The following is a 14608-nucleotide window of genomic DNA, read 5'->3' on the forward strand; positions in this document are numbered from 1 at the left end:
GAACGGGGAGGTGGGTGTGTCAAGCGTGGTGCTGCTGCCGTACGCGCCGTCCAGCGTCGCCGTCGCCCGCCAGCGTCTGAGCACTGACCTGCAGGACGGCGGGGTTTTCTCCGCGGCGATCGACGACGCCGTGCTCGTGGTGAGCGAGCTGCTGAGCAACGCGTTGCGGCACGCGCATCCGCTTCCTTCGGGCATGGTGCGGGTCGCCTGGCTGCGCAACGACGACCACATCGAGGTGGCGGTGAGCGACGGAGGAGCGGCGACGGAGCCACGCGCCGGCCGCCCGACCCTGTCCTCGCTCGGGGGCCGGGGGCTCGGCATCGTCGAATATGTGGCGGAAAGCTGGGGCGTCCGGCACGAGGGCGAGACGACGACGGTGTGGGCGATCCTGCCCGCTCCGCACGGCAACGGCTCGGTGAACGGGCAGGTGGCGACGCTCAGAGAGGCCGGCTAGCGAGCACGGCCCGCTCGCTCACGGCCCACGCCGTGGAGACGAGCAGATAGATCCCGGCCGCCAGCGGCAGCACGAGCGCGGCGAGCACGGAGCCGTACGGGAGCAGCGGCATGATCTTCTTCATCAGCTCCGGCTGCTCTTCGGTGATCTTGATCTGCCTCGCGGAGAACCACGCCACCGCTGCGACCAGTACGATGACCAAGAAGAAGACCAAAACCGGGGTGCTGACCAGACCGTAATTAGCGATCACGCCCGCCACCTGCTGCCCCAGCGGAGCCCCGAAGAGGTCATGCCCGGCCAGCGCGGTCGGATGCGTGGCCACCCGGTACATCAGCCACATGAACGGCAGCTGCGCCAGCATCGGCATGATTCCGGCGAACGGCGAGCTGCCCTCCTTGGCGTAGAGGGCGGAGACCTCCTTGGCCAGCCGCTCGGGATTGCGCTGGTGGCGCTTCTGCAGCGCGCGCAGCCTGGGCGCCAGCCTCTCCTTGATCTTGGCGGTGCGGGCCTGGCGCACGTTGAGCGGCAGCAGCAGAAGGCGTACGGCCAGCGTGAAGAGCACGACGCCGAGCGCGGCATGGCCCCCGGACACGGTGATGACGAACGTGACAAGAGAATCGATCATGAGCCCTGTTTCTGCGTGAGAGAGGAAGGGCTCACCCGGCCTGTGCCTGAGGAGCCCCGCTTGGAAGGAAGCGGGGCATGCCTAGGGCGCGCGCGGACGCGGGCGGCCGGCCGCGTCCGGGTCGCGCAGGCGCTGGAACGCCGTGCGCCGCGCGTAGGTCAGCGGGAAGCGTCGTGGCTCGCCGCCGAAGGCGGGCAGCAACGTGGCCGCCCATGTGACCAGCAGCAGGACCGCCACCAGGGTGATCCCCGCCAGCCACGGGTCGAACAGGAGCTGCGTCACCGGCTCAGTGCGACCGTGACGACTTGCCCATCACCGTGACCACGACGAAGACGAGCAGAGCGACCACGCCGATGATCAGGGCGACCTTGAGCAGCCCCAGCACCATCGGCAGGAGGAAGTTGAACAACACGAAGAGACCCAGCAGGGTCCCGAGAACGAGCATCACGACTCTACCCATGAGGCCACCGTACGTCCTCGTGGCATGATCCGCGACGCTTACGAAGTAATGACGTCCTTGCCACCTTCGCGAAGCCGGGCCGTACCGTGAAGTGGTGAACACCCGCATCCTGGTCGTGGACGACGATCCGACCGTCTCGGAGGTCGTTGCCCGCTATCTGGAGCGCGACGGGCACGAGGTCGAATGCGTGGGCGACGGCGTCGAGGCGCTGCGCAGGGCGCTGGCCCACCCGCCGGACCTGATGGTGCTCGACCTGATGTTGCCGAAGCTCGACGGGCTTCAGGTGTGCAGGAAGCTCAGGGAACGCTGGCCCGTACCCGTGATCATGCTGACCGCGCTCGGCGAGGAGATCGACCGGGTGGCCGGGCTCGAGACCGGGGCCGACGACTACGTGACCAAGCCGTTCAGCCCGCGCGAACTGGCGCTGCGCGTCCAGTCGGTGCTGCGCCGCGCCCGCGGCGCCTCCGTCACGGGCGGCACCGGCGTGCTCCGCGACGGGGGCCTGGTGGTGGACGTGGGCGCCCACGAGGTGCACCTGGAGGGTGGGGAGGTGCTGCTGACGGCGCGGGAGTTCGACCTGCTGGCCCACCTCATGCGCAACCCCCGCCAGGCGTTCAGCAGGTCCGCGCTGCTCAACCAGGTGTGGGGATGGTCGTTCGGCGACTCGTCCACCGTGACCGTGCACGTGCGGCGGCTGCGCGAGAAGATCGAGCCCGACCCCACCAGGCCGCGCAGGATCGTGACGGTGTGGGGGGTCGGCTACCGGTACGAACCTCTGGAAGACGGGCCCTGATGCCTCGGACGACCGCTCTGACGCAGCCGGCGGTGGCCGTCGGCGACCTGGCCATGGTCGTCGCCGTGACGGCCGGGCTCGGGCTGCTGATCGCGTTCGCGGGCGTGGCGGTGATGTGGCGGCTGCGCACCCGGTCGATCGGCGTGATGCTGGCCGTGGTCGTGGTCGTCGCCGTGGCGGCCACGCTGGCGGGCGTCGTGGCGATCATCATGAAGATGATCATCGCGGGGGCGGTCAAGGACTTCGTGCTGAGCGTGGTGACCGTGGGCGGGCTCGTGGGGCTCGGGGTCGCGTTCGTGCTGGCCAAGCGGGTGGTCGGGGAGAGCAGGCGGCTGGTGGCCGCCGTGCTCCATCCGCCCTTCGTGGCGCCCGAGGGGCTGCCCGCCGAGCTCCAGACGATCGCCAACACCCTGGAGGAGGCGCACGCGCGCGAGCGGGCACTCGAAGGGGCGCGGCGGGAGCTGGTGGCCTGGGTGAGTCACGACCTCCGCACGCCGCTGGCCGGGATGCGGGCCATGGCCGAGGCGCTGGAGGACGGCGTGGTCTCCGACCCCGAGACGGTCGCGCGCTACCACGGGCAGATCAAGCAGGAGGTGGAGCGGCTCTCCGTGATGGTGGACGACCTGTTCGAGCTGTCACGCATCCATGCGGGCGCCCTGCGGCTGTCGCGGGCCAGGATCGGGCTGGCCGACCTCGTCGCCGACACCCTGGCAGGGGCCGAGCCGCTGGCCCGCGCGAAGGGCGTGGTGCTCACGGCCGAGGCGGCGGCGGTCGTGCCCGTGGAGGCCGATGCGGGGGCGCTGGGGCGGGCCCTGGGCAACCTGGTGGTCAACGCCATCCGGCACACGCCGTCTGACCAGACCGTGGTGCTGCGGGCCCGCGTGGACGACACGGGCATGGCATGCCTGTCGGTGACCGACTGCTGTGGGGGGATCCCCGAGGAGGATCTGCCCCGGTTGTTCGAGGTGGCCTTCCGAGGGGAGGCCGCACGCACCCCTACGGCCGACGGCGGGGCGGGGCTCGGGCTGGCCATCGCGCAGGGGATCGTGGAGGCGCACGACGGAAGGATCGAGGTGGTCAACGACGGGCCGGGGTGCCGGTTCGAGATCCGGCTTCCCCTGGTCGCCGGCTGATCCCTCGGGTGTTCAGGCGCTCTCCGGAAGGTCGACGTCGGAGCGGGGCAGGCCGAATGACTCCGACATCGCCCGGAAGGTCGGGCAAGGCCAGCGCCACATGCAGCTCCTGCACCGCAGGATCGGGTGGGCCGTGTCACTCGTGATGCCCCCCGCGTCCCTCGGCTGGTGGAGGTCGAGCAGCCTGAGCCCGAGCTCGGAGAACCTGAGCAGGTCGGCGCGCGCGCCGGCGAGGAAGTCGAGGTCCTCGATCGCGAGCCGGGTGCGGATGGGGACATAGCCTTCGTGGTTCACCAGGCCGCGGAGGCGTCCTGCTTCGTCATCCCATGAGGTGGCCTTCTCTGTGCGGATGAGGATGGTCTCCAGCCGTTCGCGGAGCCCCTGACGCTGAGGATCTTCAGGATTGTCTGCGTTCATCGATCCGGGGGCCCGCCGGACGTGCCCCAGCCCCTCCTTCGCCATGACGCGGTTGCCAGTTCCGATGTCACGCTGTCAAGCTTCGCGTACTCTCCGTTTCCATGGAGCCCAAACGGAGGACAAAAACCTGTGGTCGCCCTATCGGCGTGACAACGTGACCGGAAGCCTCCGCGCCGCTAGCCTGCCCATGTGGAGCTCAAGGTCTCGACTCGATCACAGGCCGGGTGCGCGCTCGTCGCCATCACCGGAGAAATCGACCTGTACACGGCGCCCCACCTGCAGTCCGAGTTCACTCGGCTCCTGCAGGAAGGGCCTAGCCGGGTGGTCATCGACATGTCCGCCGTGGATTTCTGCGACTCCACGGGGATGAACGTGCTGCTCTCGGCACTCAAGCGCATGAAAGAGCAGGGAGGGGCGCTCGACGTGGCCGCGCCGCGTCCCGCCGTACGCAAGATCCTGCAGGTCACGGGGCTCGACTCGGTGTTCACCGTGTACGACGAGGTGCCGCAGGAGTTTCTCATAGCCGAGGGATCATGACGGAAGCCGCGCGTGCGGAGGTGACGCTCGATGGGCGGTGACACGGCGGCCGTCATCCCGGCCGCCAACGAGGCGGACCGCATCGCGGCCACCGTCAGGGCGGCGGCGGCGCTGCCCGGCGTCGACCTCGTCGTGGTCGTCGACGACGGCTCGTCCGACCAGACCGGCCGGGTCGCCCGCGCGGCCGGCGCCCGGGTGGTGCGCCACAGCCGCAACAAGGGCAAGGCCGCCGCGATGGAGACGGGTGCGGAGTCCGTACGCCTCCTCGACGAGGACGCCGCTCCCCGGCATCTCCTCTTCCTCGACGCCGATCTGGGCGACACGGCCCAGGCCGCCGCTCCGCTCATCGAGCCCGTACGCGCGGGCGAGGCCGACATGACCATCGCCGTGTTCACCACCCGGGTGCGGCTCGGCGGCCACGGCTTAGTCGTCCGCCTGTCGAAAGAGGGCATCCGCCGGGCGACCGGCTTCGAGCCCGCCCAGCCGCTCAACGGCCAGCGCTGCCTCACGAGAGCCGCTTTCGAGGCGGCCAGGCCGCTGGCGCACGGGTTCGGCGTGGAGACGGCGCTGACGATCGACCTGTTGCGCAAGGGCTTCCGGGTCACCGAAGTCGAGGTCGACATGGCACACCGCGCCACCGGCACCGACTGGCGGGCGCAACTTCACCGGGCCGTGCAGTTGCGCGATGTGGCACGCGCCCTGGCCACGCGGGAGCCACTTGTCACCCAAAATCTGGACAAAGTTCGATTCAAGCGCTGACCACATGCCGTACGGGAAACGTTCGCTCGGTGATCGGGAGAACGTCCGGCGTGAGGAGGTCTGACCTCGTCCGTCCGGAACCACCTGGCGAATGTGCTGGAATCTTCCGGTGACTTCGCAATCGTGGCGCGACAAGGCACGAGGCCGGCTCGCGTGGGCGGCCACGGCGGCGATCGGCGCCTCGATCCTGCTGACGCTCAGCATCGGCCTGCTCGGTCCTTCGCCGATGGTCCCCGCGTTGACCGGCGCTGCCTGGCAACCGCCCTACTCCTTCGAGGTCCGGCCCGACCCCCGTCTCACGATCGCCATGGCCGCCGCCGCCCTCGTCCTCGGCGGCCTCGGCCTCCTGCTCGCCCTGTCCCTCATCCGCGGTCCCCGGGTCCCCCCTGAGCTCGCGCGCACGGCGGTCATGATCGGTTGCCTGGCCGCCGGCGTGCTCGCGTTCCTGCCTCCCTCGGGTTCCGGCGACCACCTCAACTACGCCGTCTACGGCCGCATGGTGACGCTGGGCGTCGACCCCTACACCCACGGCGCGGTGGATCTTCCCGGCGACCCCGTCGCCGATGCGGTCGAGGAGCCGTGGCGGGAGGAGCCGAGCGTCTACGGTCCGGTGGCGACGGCTCTGCAGGCGGTGGCGAGCTGGGCGGGCGGCGACTCGCTCCGGCTGACCATATTCGTGCTGGCCCTGTTCAACGCCGCCGCCTTCATCGTGACGGGCCTGCTCATCGACCGGTTCGCCCGTGGCGACCCGGCGAGACGCCTGCGCGCCGCGTTGTTGTGGACCGCCAACCCGCTCCTGCTCTACCAGTTGGTGGCGGGCCTGCACGCCGACACCCTCGCCGTCGCCTGCATGGTCGCGGCACTGCTGTCCAGGGCCCGCCCGGCGGGTTCGGGTGTCCTGCTCGGCCTCGGCGTGGCCATCAAGATCAACGCCGGCCTCGTCGCCCTGGGCCCGGCCTGGGAGTTGCGACGGCGCCCTGCCCGGCTGGCGCTCATGGCCGGGTGCGCCCTCGCCGTGGTGGTCGCCGGTTACGCGATCGTCGGCACGGCGGCGATCGAGCCGATCACCCGCACCAGCAAGGCCGTCTCGCACGCCTCGTTCTGGAAGCTCGTCCAGGGCTGGCTGCAGTCCGTCGTGGGCACCGGCAGCGCCTACCGAGGAGAGATCCAGGTGGGCTCCCTCCTCGTGCTCGCACTCGTCGCCTGGTCCCTGTTCCGCCTCGCATCCGGTACGGCGTCGCGTGCCGGTTCTGTGGCCACGGACGGAGGAGGACCGGAGGCTCCCGTCGTGGCGGCGGTGCTGGTGGTGGCGTACGTGTTCGCGACCCCCTACATCCTGCCGTGGTACGACGGGCTGGCGCTCGGCCTGCTGGCGCTCGTGACGGCGTCGGCGCTCGACATGTTCGTGGTCGCGCACCTGCTGGTCCTGTCGCTGGCCTACCTGCCCGCCAGGGTGGAGGGCCAGCCACAGGACCTCGTGTGGCTCAGTACGGAGCTCAGGCCCCGGCTCGCGTGGGCCCTGCTGGCCCTGACCGTGGCACTGCTGGTGTGGGCGTGGCGAGCTGCAGGGCGCGCACGCACGCGGCCAGCGTCAGCGGCACGGCTACCGTCAACGCCATAGAGGGGATGGCGATGCCCGAGTCGTTCATGAGGAAGGCGACGAACGCGCACGCGAGCGTACCGAAAAGGCCCGCCCTGAGCACCGGGGCCAGCGCGTAGACCTGGCCCAGCGCGGAGGCGCCCCAGCGTGACGGGCGGGCGAGCACCAGGAAGAGGAAGGCCAGCGCGACCACGGAAAGGAGGGTCAGCGACCAGTTGCCGACGGTCACGCCGACCATGGCGGTGAGCTTGCGCCCGACCACCGTCCACGCCTGGCCGTCGATGATCTGCTGCACGAAGGTGCCCAGGTGGGTGCGTTCAGGCTCCGGCCGCAGCCAGTCGAACACCGACAGCGTCCCCACGAGCAGCGCCCCCGCCAGGCCGACGAGCGCCAGTTTCAGCAGTGACACGCGCCGGCCCGACAGGAGGATGAGGAAGACGGCCAGCCCGATCACGAAGGCCGGCACGCCGCCGAAGTCGGCCCCCCACGACGGCCAGCCGTCCGCGAAGACGGCCAGCCCTCCATAGGCCGCGCACGCCGCGACGACCACGACCCTGGACGTCCCCTTGCCGAGCAGCCACTGGGCCACTCCGGCCAGGCCGAGCAGGGTGCCGGTGGCGTAGACGGCGAAGGCGATGTTGCTGAAACCGTAGAACCGTCCTCCGGTGACGGGCTCGTAGCCGGTCACGGCGTTCACCTGGAGCTTGGAGCCGGTCATGACGTCGAGGAGGAGCGCGAGCGAGGTGACGGCGGCGACCACGGTGAGAGGGCCGAGCACGTGGGAGCGCCACGGCCCCGCGAAGGCCGCGGCGGTGATCAGGGCGGCGATGGCGACGATCGTCACGATCACCGACGCCATCGGGACCGGCAGCGTCCACCAGGGCACCAGCTGGGCCAGGAAGGTCGACACCGGAATGGCGCCGCTGACCACCGCGACGACCTGGACGGCGGCGAGCAGCCTGGACGCGCTCGCCAGGCCCGCGGCCGAGCCGTCCGCCGGCGGCACGACCGCGGAGGTGGCCGGTGTTTCCGGCGAGGAGGGGGGCGGCGGGGTGCCGTTCTTGAAGCGGCGGCGCAGAGCCAGGGCGGCGAGGGCGTAGAAGAGGAGCTGCACCGTCACCAGGACGGTGAAGAAGGGGCCGCGTACGTCGCGTAGCACCTGGCTGGCCAGGTCGGCGTCGGCCAGGTCCGCCACCGTGCCGGCCGGGTCGGGCGGGGCGGCGTCGCCGGAGCGCCACGGGCGGCCGACGACCTCGCGGGGCGCCGGCAGGCCGAGGAGCTGGACCGTGGTGGCGGTGAGGTCGGTGATCGTGACCAGGGAGTCCTGGCGGGTGGAGGTGGCCGTGAGGCGGCCGTGCGGGAACGGCGGGCCGCCGGGAGCCGACGGGCCGGCGGCGATGGCCACGTGGAGGTGGGCGTTGGGCGTCACGTCGGAGACGCCGGCCAGCAGGACGGAGGTGCCGGCGGGCAGCTTGCCGAGGAGGGCGCCGATCTGCCGGTCGGCCCGGGCCACCGCCGCCTTCCTGGCCTCGGCGGGCATCGGTGCGGGGACTCCGTACTCGTCCAGGGGGCGGACGGCCCAGGCGGTCGCCAGGTCAGCGGCTTCGAAGACGACGAGGTCGTAGGGGGTCAGGTCGGCGGCCGAGCCCAGGTCGGGGGCGTAGGCGGCGACGTCTCCCGAGGCGTCGGCCGCTGCGAGCGCCGCTCCGGGGCCGATCGCGGCCACCTTCCCTCCGCCGTCCCCCACGGCCCGGCCCAGGGTGCCCAGCCGGGCGTCGAAGCCGGTCTCGCCCTGGTGGGCGCTCAGCGCCTCCCATCCGGGGATCGTGGCGCCCTGCCCCGACTGCCGGGGCGCGGGGGCCGGGGTGCAGCCCCTGCCCGGCGTACCCGCTCGCTGGCCTGCCGAGACGGTCAGCCAGCCCGCCGTGGGGCAGGTGATGCCCCGGTCGGGGGGCGGCACCGTACGGGTGGAGAGCGAGGCGGAGGAACCCCTGCCGACGAGGTCCCACAGGTGGGGCGTGCGTGACCGGTCGAGGTCGCTCCACTCCAGGCCGGGCACGCCGACCAGGGCCACGCGCCCCCCGACCGCCCGCTCCTGCGTCGGATCCGCGCCCGCCGCCGCGGGCGCGACGGCCGTGGCCAGGGCGATGCCCAGCAGCAACGTCAACACGCGGCGGAGGGAACGGCCTGATCGCACTCGCCGTCGGCCGCGCGACTCGTGCCCGCCGTCGTACGGGTCCGGCCTGGCGTCGTTGGGCATGTGCGGGAGCTCCAGCGTTTCGGGGAAGGATGTGCGTCCGATCGTAGATGCTGAGCGCGGGCGGGCCGGGTCGTCGGCACGGCGCGGGCCGAGGCCCCGGGAGCGGGCAAGGCGGCGGCCGGGACGGCGTGCCCGGCACGGTACGCTGCTCGGTCATGAGGTCCGTGAGTACGTGCCACCCCCAAGGGGCGGGAACCGTGCGGCGAGCAACACTCCGTTGACCCTTGGCCACGTCAAGCCCCGATCCCGAAGCGACTCCCGGCCCGGCAGCCTCCGGCGGGCCGGCGGCCACGCCTGCGCGATCACCGGAAAAGACCACCCGTGAGCGCCCAGCCGGCGATCCGCCCGCCCCGCGACGCGGGGGAAGCGACGGAGCAGGTCCGATGACCGGGGGCGTGGGGCGGCGGCAGTGGTGGGCGTGGGCGGTCGTCGTGCTCGTCGTCGCGGCGGCCGTGACCCCGCTGGTGCACACATGGCTCACCAATGCGGACGATCAACGCCTGGTCGACCTGGACGTCTATCGCACCGGCGGGCAGATGCTCCTCGACGGGCGGCCGGTGTACGACTACTTCACCCCCGCGCCGCAACTGCTGCCGTTCACCTACCCGCCCGTCGCGGCGATGCTGGCCGTCGGGCTGGCCGGGATGTCCTGGGGCGTCGCGCAGTGGGTGTGGACGGCCGGGATCTTCGTGGCGCTCGCCGTGACCGTGGGCTTCGCGTTCAGGGGCGCCCTCGGCACGTGGCGGAACTACGCGCCGTGGGCCTTCGCCCTGTTCATGGTGGCCTGCGCGTACATGATGCCCATCCGGGACCAGGTGCGGTTCGGCCAGGTCGACATCCTGCTGGTCGCGTTGTGCCTGGCGGACTGCGTGGCCAGGAGGCCGTGGTGGCCGCGGGGGTTCCTGATCGGGCTGGCCACGGCGGTGAAGCTGACGCCCGGAGTCTTCCTGATCTACCTGCTGGTCACCCGTCAGTGGCGGACGTTCTTCATGGCGGCGTTCGCGGCGGCGGTGCTCACGCTGCTGCCGTTCGCGGTGATCCCGCAGGACGCGGCCGACTTCTGGTTCTCGGCGCTGCTCGATCCCGAACGCCTCGGCGCCAACGCGGCCACCACCAACCAGTCGATCCGCGGCATGCTGATCCGCCTCTACCTGCCCGACCTGCTGACGTCCGCGATCTGGCTGGTGATCGTGGCGGCGGTCGGCTGGTACGGGTTCCGCGGCGCGCGGGACGCCTACCAGGCGGGCGACTCCATCACCGCGGTCGCGCTCGTCGGGCTGATGGCCGTGCTGCTCTCGCCGGTCGCCTGGATCCACCACCTGGCCTACGTCGTCGTGGTGCTCGGCGCGATCGTCGGCGACGGCCGCGATCCGGTCAGGCTGCGGGTGGCGGCCGGGGTGTGGCTCTATTACGTGGTGCCCGTCCCGTGGTGGGGCGTATCGCTGAAGGCGGCCGACATCCCGGGCGTCAGCCTGGTGCTCGGGAAGATCGTCCAGAACGGGTTCGGGTTGGGTGCGCTGGCCCTGGTGTGGCTGCTGGTGTCCTGGGTGCCGAAACGCCGGATGCTTGCTTGACCCGGCCATTACGCTATGTGTCGTGCTCGTTACCGCATGGGTCTTCGTGGGCGTTCTGGCCGGGGTCAGCGGCGTGCTCATCGGCTGTCTGGCCCTCCGCCGGGCGCAGGCCACGGTGGAGGACTGCCGGCGGCTGCTCGCCCGGCAGACGCACGAGGGCGGGCGCGATCTCAAGGCCGTCAGAGACGTGGCCGTCTGCCGGTACGACGCCCTCGCGGAGATGACCGGGCGGCTGTCGTTCTCGGTGGCGATGATCAACGGGCTGGGTGACGGCATCGTGCTGACCTCGATCAACGGGCGCAGCGAGACGCGTACGTACGTGCGGTCCGTGGTGGGAGGAAAGGGCGAGCAGCAGCTGTCGCCCGAAGAGGAGGAGGCCGTGCGCGCGGCCCGCCTGGGGCTGGGTCCGCTGATCACGGCGCGGGCTTCGTGGCAGCTGTAGCCGGTCGTCCACCACGCGCTCGGCCGAATGGTCACCATGCGCTGTCCACCTGCGGATATTCTGGACTCATGCCCCGTCTCGCCTATCTCGGACCCGAAGGCACCTTCACCGAAGAGGCCCTGCGGCTCCTCGACCCCACCGCCGAGCGCCTGCCCTGCGCCAACGTGAGCGCCGCGCTCAACGCCGCCCGCGCGGGCGATGCCGACGGCGCCGTCGTGCCGCTGGAAAACTCCATCGAGGGCGCCATCACCACGACGCTCGACGAGTTCGCCTGGGGCGAGCCGCTGCTGATCACGGCCGAGCTGCTGCTGCCCGTGCAGTTCTCGCTGCTGGCCCGGCCCGACACCGAGATGGCCCACGTCAAGCGGGTCTACACGCATCCCGCTGCCATCACCCAGTGCCGCGCCTTCATCTCCCGCGAGCTGCCCGACGCCGTCGTGGTGGCCGCCCCGTCGACGGCGGCCGCGGCCCAGGAAGTGTCGCTGCCCGGCTCCCCCTACGACGCGGCCATCGCCGCCCGCATCGCGGGCGAGCACTACGGGCTGGTCGAGCTGGCCTCCGACATCGGCGACAGGTCCGACACGGTGACCAGGTTCGTCCGGGTCGGCCGCCCTCAGCCGCTGCCCGCGCCGACCGGTTCCGACCGCACCACGCTGGTGGTCTTCCTCGCCGACGACCACCCGGGCGCGCTGCTGGAGATGCTGACGGAGTTCTCCGTACGCGGGGTCAACCTGACGCGCATCGAGTCGCGGCCGACGGGCGACGGCATCGGCCGCTACTTCTTCCACTTCGACTTCGAGGGGCACATCGCCGACGCCCGTGTCGGCGAGGCGATCGCGGGGCTGCACCGCGTCTGCGGCGAGGTGCGGTTCCTGGGGAGCTATCCGCGGGCCGACGGGGTGACGCCGCTGATCAGGCGCGGCACGTCCGACGGCGCGTTCGGCGAGGCGGCCGAGTGGCTGGCGCGGGTCCGCTCCGGCCAGGTCTGAGTACGCCGGCACGTGCGGCGGCTCGTGACGCGGGGTGGCGGCGGCGGGCGGCGGCGACTCGGCGTAATAGAGGGGCGGGCCGCGGTCCGGCGCCGGTAGCCTTTTCCTTGTGATTGACCTGCGTACCCTTCGTGAGGATCCCGACCGGCTACGGGCGTCGCAGCGTGCCCGCGGTGAGGACGACTCTGTCGTCGACACGCTGCTCGACCTTGACGGACGCCGGCGTTCCGCGCTGACCGCGTTCGAGTCCATGCGGGCCGAGCAGAAGAGCATGGGCAAGTCGGTCTCCAAGGCGCAGGGCGAGGAGAAGGCCGCTCTGCTCCAGCGGGCCAAAGACCTCGCGAGCCAGGTCAAGGCCGCGGAAGCCGAGGCGGAGAAGCTGGGGGCCGAGCTCGACGAGGTGCTCCAGACGGTGCCCAACATCGTCGATGAGGGCGCGCCCGAGGGCGGCGAGGACGACTACGTCGTGCTGGAGACCCATGGCGAGCCGCGCGCGTTCGACTTCACCCCCAAAGACCACCTGGAGCTGGGGGAGGCGCTCGGGGCCATCGACATGGAGCGAGGCGCCAAGGTGTCCGGCTCGCGGTTCTTCTTCCTCAAGGGCGTCGGCGCCCGGCTGCAGCTCGGCCTGCTCAACATGGCCATGCAGCAGGCGATCGAGGCGGGGTTCACGCCGATGATCACTCCGGTGCTGGTCAAGCCGGAGACCATGCAGGGCACCGGCTTCCACGTGGCCCACGACAAGGAGATCTACCGCCTCCCTGAGGACGACCTCTATCTGGTCGGCACCTCAGAGGTGTCGCTGGCCGGCTATCACGCGCAGGAGATCCTCGCGGCCGACGACCTGCCGCTGCGCTACGCGGGCTGGTCGTCGTGCTTCCGCCGCGAGGCGGGCTCGTACGGCAAGGACACCAGGGGCATCATCCGGGTCCACCAGTTCGACAAGGTCGAGATGTTCTCCTACGTGCGTCCCGAGGACGCCCAGGAGGAGCACCGGCGGCTGCTGGCCTGGGAGAAGGAGATGCTGGCCAGGATCGAGGTCCCCTACCGCATCATCGACACGGCGGCGGGCGACCTCGGCATGTCGGCGGCCCGGAAGTTCGACTGCGAGGCGTGGATCCCGACCCAGGGCCGCTACCGCGAGCTGACCTCGACCTCCAACTGCACCGAGTTCCAGGCGCGCAGGCTCGCCGTCCGCTATCGCGACAAGGACGGCAAGCCCCAGCACCTGGCCACGCTCAACGGCACGCTGGCCACGACCCGCTGGATCGTCGCGATCCTGGAGAACCACCAGCAGGCCGACGGCTCCGTGGTGGTCCCGCAGGCGCTGCGCCCCTACGTCGGCCTCGACGTGCTGGAGCCGGCCAAATAGCGACCGCCGTCAGCGCCCGAACCCGAAGAGCCCTCCGACCCGCCCGGCGATCCGGTCGAACTGGTAGTAGAGCGCCGGCGGGACGAACGGCTGCATGACCGAGTGCCGCTGGCCCAGCAGCGTGATCACCTGCATGGGCGAGCGGTCGATGTAGCGCGGGAGGTTCTCGAACCACCGGGCGCTGTTGCGGGCGGCCCTCTGCGGCGAGCGGAGCTTCGCCTTCGACTCGCGTTCGTAGGCGGCGAGGGCCGTTTCGAGATTTTTCTGCTGGTAGAGCTCCTTGGCCAGGACGGAGGCGTCCGCCAGGGCCAGGGCGGTGCCCGCGCCGATGGAATAGTGCGTGGTGTGCGCGGCGTCCCCCACCAGCACGACGTTGCCGTGGTGCCACGTGCGGTTGGTCAGCGTGCGGAAGTGCAGCCAGTGCGCGGTGCCGTCGGCCTGTGCCCGCCCGATCAGCGGGTGCCCGTCGAGGATGTCGGCGAAGAGCTTCTCCAGGATGGCCAGGCTGTCGGCTTCCTTCCCCTGGTCGAGCCCGAGCCCCCGCCAGGTTTCCGGGGTGCACTCGATGACGCAGGTGCTGTGCTCCTTGCTGTACTTGTAGCCGTAACACCAGATCCAGCCGTGCTCGGTCTCCACGAAGGCGAAGACGAACGCGTCGAAGACCTTGGTGGTGCCGAGCCAGATGTAGATGTTCTGGCCGGTATGGAACTCGGGGCCGAAGTGCTCGCCGTGGCGGTCGCGCAGCCCGCTGTTGACGCCGTCGCCCGCCACGACGAGGTCGGCGTCGCCGAACTCGTCCTCGTCGGTGATCTCCCGCTCCCACTCGATGCGTACGCCGAGCGATTCGGCGCGTTCCGCGAGGATGCCCAGCAACCTGCGCCGGCTGATGCCGTAGCCGGCCTCCCCTTGCTCGACCGTCACCGTGGCGCGTTCGCGGATGTCCGCGACCCAGGAGTCCCAGCGGACCGAGCTCTCGCTGATGGCCCGCGCGGAGTCGGCGTCGGCCCGGTGGAGATCGTTGAACAGTTCGTCCCAGTAGGTCACGCCCCAGCCGTATGTCGAGCCGGCCGGGTTCCGTTCGTAGATGGTGATGTCGTGGGACGGATCCACACGTTTCATCAGGATCGAGAAGTACAGGTTGGCGGGTCCACCGCCGACGCAGGCGACTTTCACCAGAGCCCCCATTGTGACGC

Annotated in this window: 15 protein-coding genes and 1 pseudogene; 10 read left to right on the top strand and 6 right to left on the bottom strand. The window is 71.2% G+C overall.

Features of this window, described 5'->3' with window-relative positions; all coding sequences use genetic code 11:
* Nucleotides 1–16: 16 nt before the first annotated feature.
* A complete protein-coding gene (locus ABGB14_RS23340) occupies nt 17–454 on the top strand; it encodes an ATP-binding protein (RefSeq protein WP_347645944.1) in 438 nt (145 codons plus the stop codon).
* Here ABGB14_RS23340 and yidC read toward each other — a convergent pair.
* The 3 genes from yidC to ABGB14_RS23355 all read right to left on the bottom strand — a co-directional run bounded on the left by yidC (nt 438) and on the right by ABGB14_RS23355 (nt 1539).
* A complete protein-coding gene (gene yidC / locus ABGB14_RS23345) occupies nt 438–1079 on the bottom strand; it encodes a membrane protein insertase YidC (protein WP_347645945.1) in 642 nt (213 codons plus the stop codon). The genes ABGB14_RS23340 and yidC overlap by 17 nt on opposite strands.
* Before the next feature lie 81 nt (nt 1080–1160).
* Nucleotides 1161–1361, bottom strand: a complete 201-nt coding sequence (locus tag ABGB14_RS23350) for a DUF6412 domain-containing protein (protein WP_132505839.1) — start codon at nt 1359–1361, stop codon at nt 1161–1163.
* Nucleotides 1362–1365: 4 nt separating this feature from the next.
* A complete protein-coding gene (locus ABGB14_RS23355) occupies nt 1366–1539 on the bottom strand; it encodes a hypothetical protein (protein ID WP_161714338.1) in 174 nt (57 codons plus the stop codon).
* Between the two features lie 94 nt (nt 1540–1633).
* Here ABGB14_RS23355 and ABGB14_RS23360 point away from each other — a divergent pair, with 94 nt between their 5' ends.
* Together ABGB14_RS23360 and ABGB14_RS23365 are read left to right on the top strand one after the other, a co-directional pair.
* Nucleotides 1634–2332: a response regulator transcription factor gene (locus ABGB14_RS23360; protein WP_347645946.1), complete on the top strand. Its 699-nt coding sequence runs from the start codon at nt 1634–1636 to the stop codon at nt 2330–2332.
* Nucleotides 2332–3465, top strand: coding sequence for an ATP-binding protein (locus tag ABGB14_RS23365; protein WP_347645947.1), 1134 nt, complete (start codon nt 2332–2334; stop codon nt 3463–3465). Before ABGB14_RS23360 ends, ABGB14_RS23365 begins: the two co-directional genes overlap by 1 nt.
* Nucleotides 3466–3477: 12 nt before the next feature.
* Here ABGB14_RS23365 and ABGB14_RS23370 read toward each other — a convergent pair whose 3' ends face one another.
* On the bottom strand, nt 3478–3759 hold the full coding sequence (locus ABGB14_RS23370; RefSeq protein ID WP_347617572.1) for a hypothetical protein: 282 nt from the start codon (nt 3757–3759) through the stop codon (nt 3478–3480).
* A gap of 312 nt (nt 3760–4071) precedes the next feature.
* Between ABGB14_RS23370 and ABGB14_RS23375 the strand changes: the two genes are divergently transcribed.
* The 3 genes and pseudogenes from ABGB14_RS23375 to mptB all read left to right on the top strand — a co-directional run.
* Complete coding sequence (locus ABGB14_RS23375; protein ID WP_132328427.1) at nt 4072–4419, top strand: STAS domain-containing protein; 348 nt, start codon at nt 4072–4074, stop codon at nt 4417–4419.
* A gap of 30 nt (nt 4420–4449) precedes the next feature.
* Nucleotides 4450–5178 carry a glycosyltransferase gene (locus ABGB14_RS23380; RefSeq protein ID WP_347645948.1) on the top strand — a complete coding sequence of 243 codons (729 nt, stop codon included), beginning with the start codon at nt 4450–4452 and terminating at the stop codon, nt 5176–5178.
* Between the two features lie 409 nt (nt 5179–5587).
* Nucleotides 5588–6409 (top strand): annotated as a pseudogene (gene mptB / locus ABGB14_RS23385) (polyprenol phosphomannose-dependent alpha 1,6 mannosyltransferase MptB); the annotation flags it as partial.
* Nucleotides 6410–6674: 265 nt separating this feature from the next.
* On the opposite strand, the gene ABGB14_RS23390 reads toward mptB, so the two are convergent.
* On the bottom strand, nt 6675–8948 hold the full coding sequence (locus ABGB14_RS23390) for a hypothetical protein (RefSeq protein WP_347645949.1): 2274 nt from the start codon (nt 8946–8948) through the stop codon (nt 6675–6677).
* Nucleotides 8949–9421: 473 nt separating this feature from the next.
* Here ABGB14_RS23390 and ABGB14_RS23395 point away from each other — a divergent pair, with 473 nt between their 5' ends.
* The 4 genes from ABGB14_RS23395 (at nt 9422) to serS (ending at nt 13415) form a co-directional block, all read left to right on the top strand.
* Nucleotides 9422–10612: a glycosyltransferase 87 family protein gene (locus ABGB14_RS23395; RefSeq protein ID WP_347645950.1), complete on the top strand. Its 1191-nt coding sequence runs from the start codon at nt 9422–9424 to the stop codon at nt 10610–10612.
* A gap of 22 nt (nt 10613–10634) precedes the next feature.
* Nucleotides 10635–11054, top strand: coding sequence for a DUF4446 family protein (locus ABGB14_RS23400; RefSeq protein ID WP_347645951.1), 420 nt, complete (start codon nt 10635–10637; stop codon nt 11052–11054).
* Nucleotides 11055–11122: 68 nt separating this feature from the next.
* Nucleotides 11123–12043 (top strand): prephenate dehydratase, encoded by a 921-nt coding sequence (gene pheA / locus ABGB14_RS23405; RefSeq protein ID WP_347645952.1) that lies wholly within the window; start codon nt 11123–11125, stop codon nt 12041–12043.
* A gap of 109 nt (nt 12044–12152) precedes the next feature.
* On the top strand, nt 12153–13415 hold the full coding sequence (serS, locus tag ABGB14_RS23410) for a serine--tRNA ligase (protein ID WP_347645953.1): 1263 nt from the start codon (nt 12153–12155) through the stop codon (nt 13413–13415).
* A gap of 9 nt (nt 13416–13424) precedes the next feature.
* On the opposite strand, the gene ABGB14_RS23415 is transcribed toward serS, so the two are convergent.
* Complete coding sequence (locus tag ABGB14_RS23415; protein ID WP_347645954.1) at nt 13425–14588, bottom strand: FAD-dependent monooxygenase; 1164 nt, start codon at nt 14586–14588, stop codon at nt 13425–13427.
* Nucleotides 14589–14608 lie beyond the last annotated feature (20 nt).

Source organism: Nonomuraea sp. B10E15, assembly GCF_039871615.1.
GTDB lineage: Bacteria > Actinomycetota > Actinomycetes > Streptosporangiales > Streptosporangiaceae > Nonomuraea.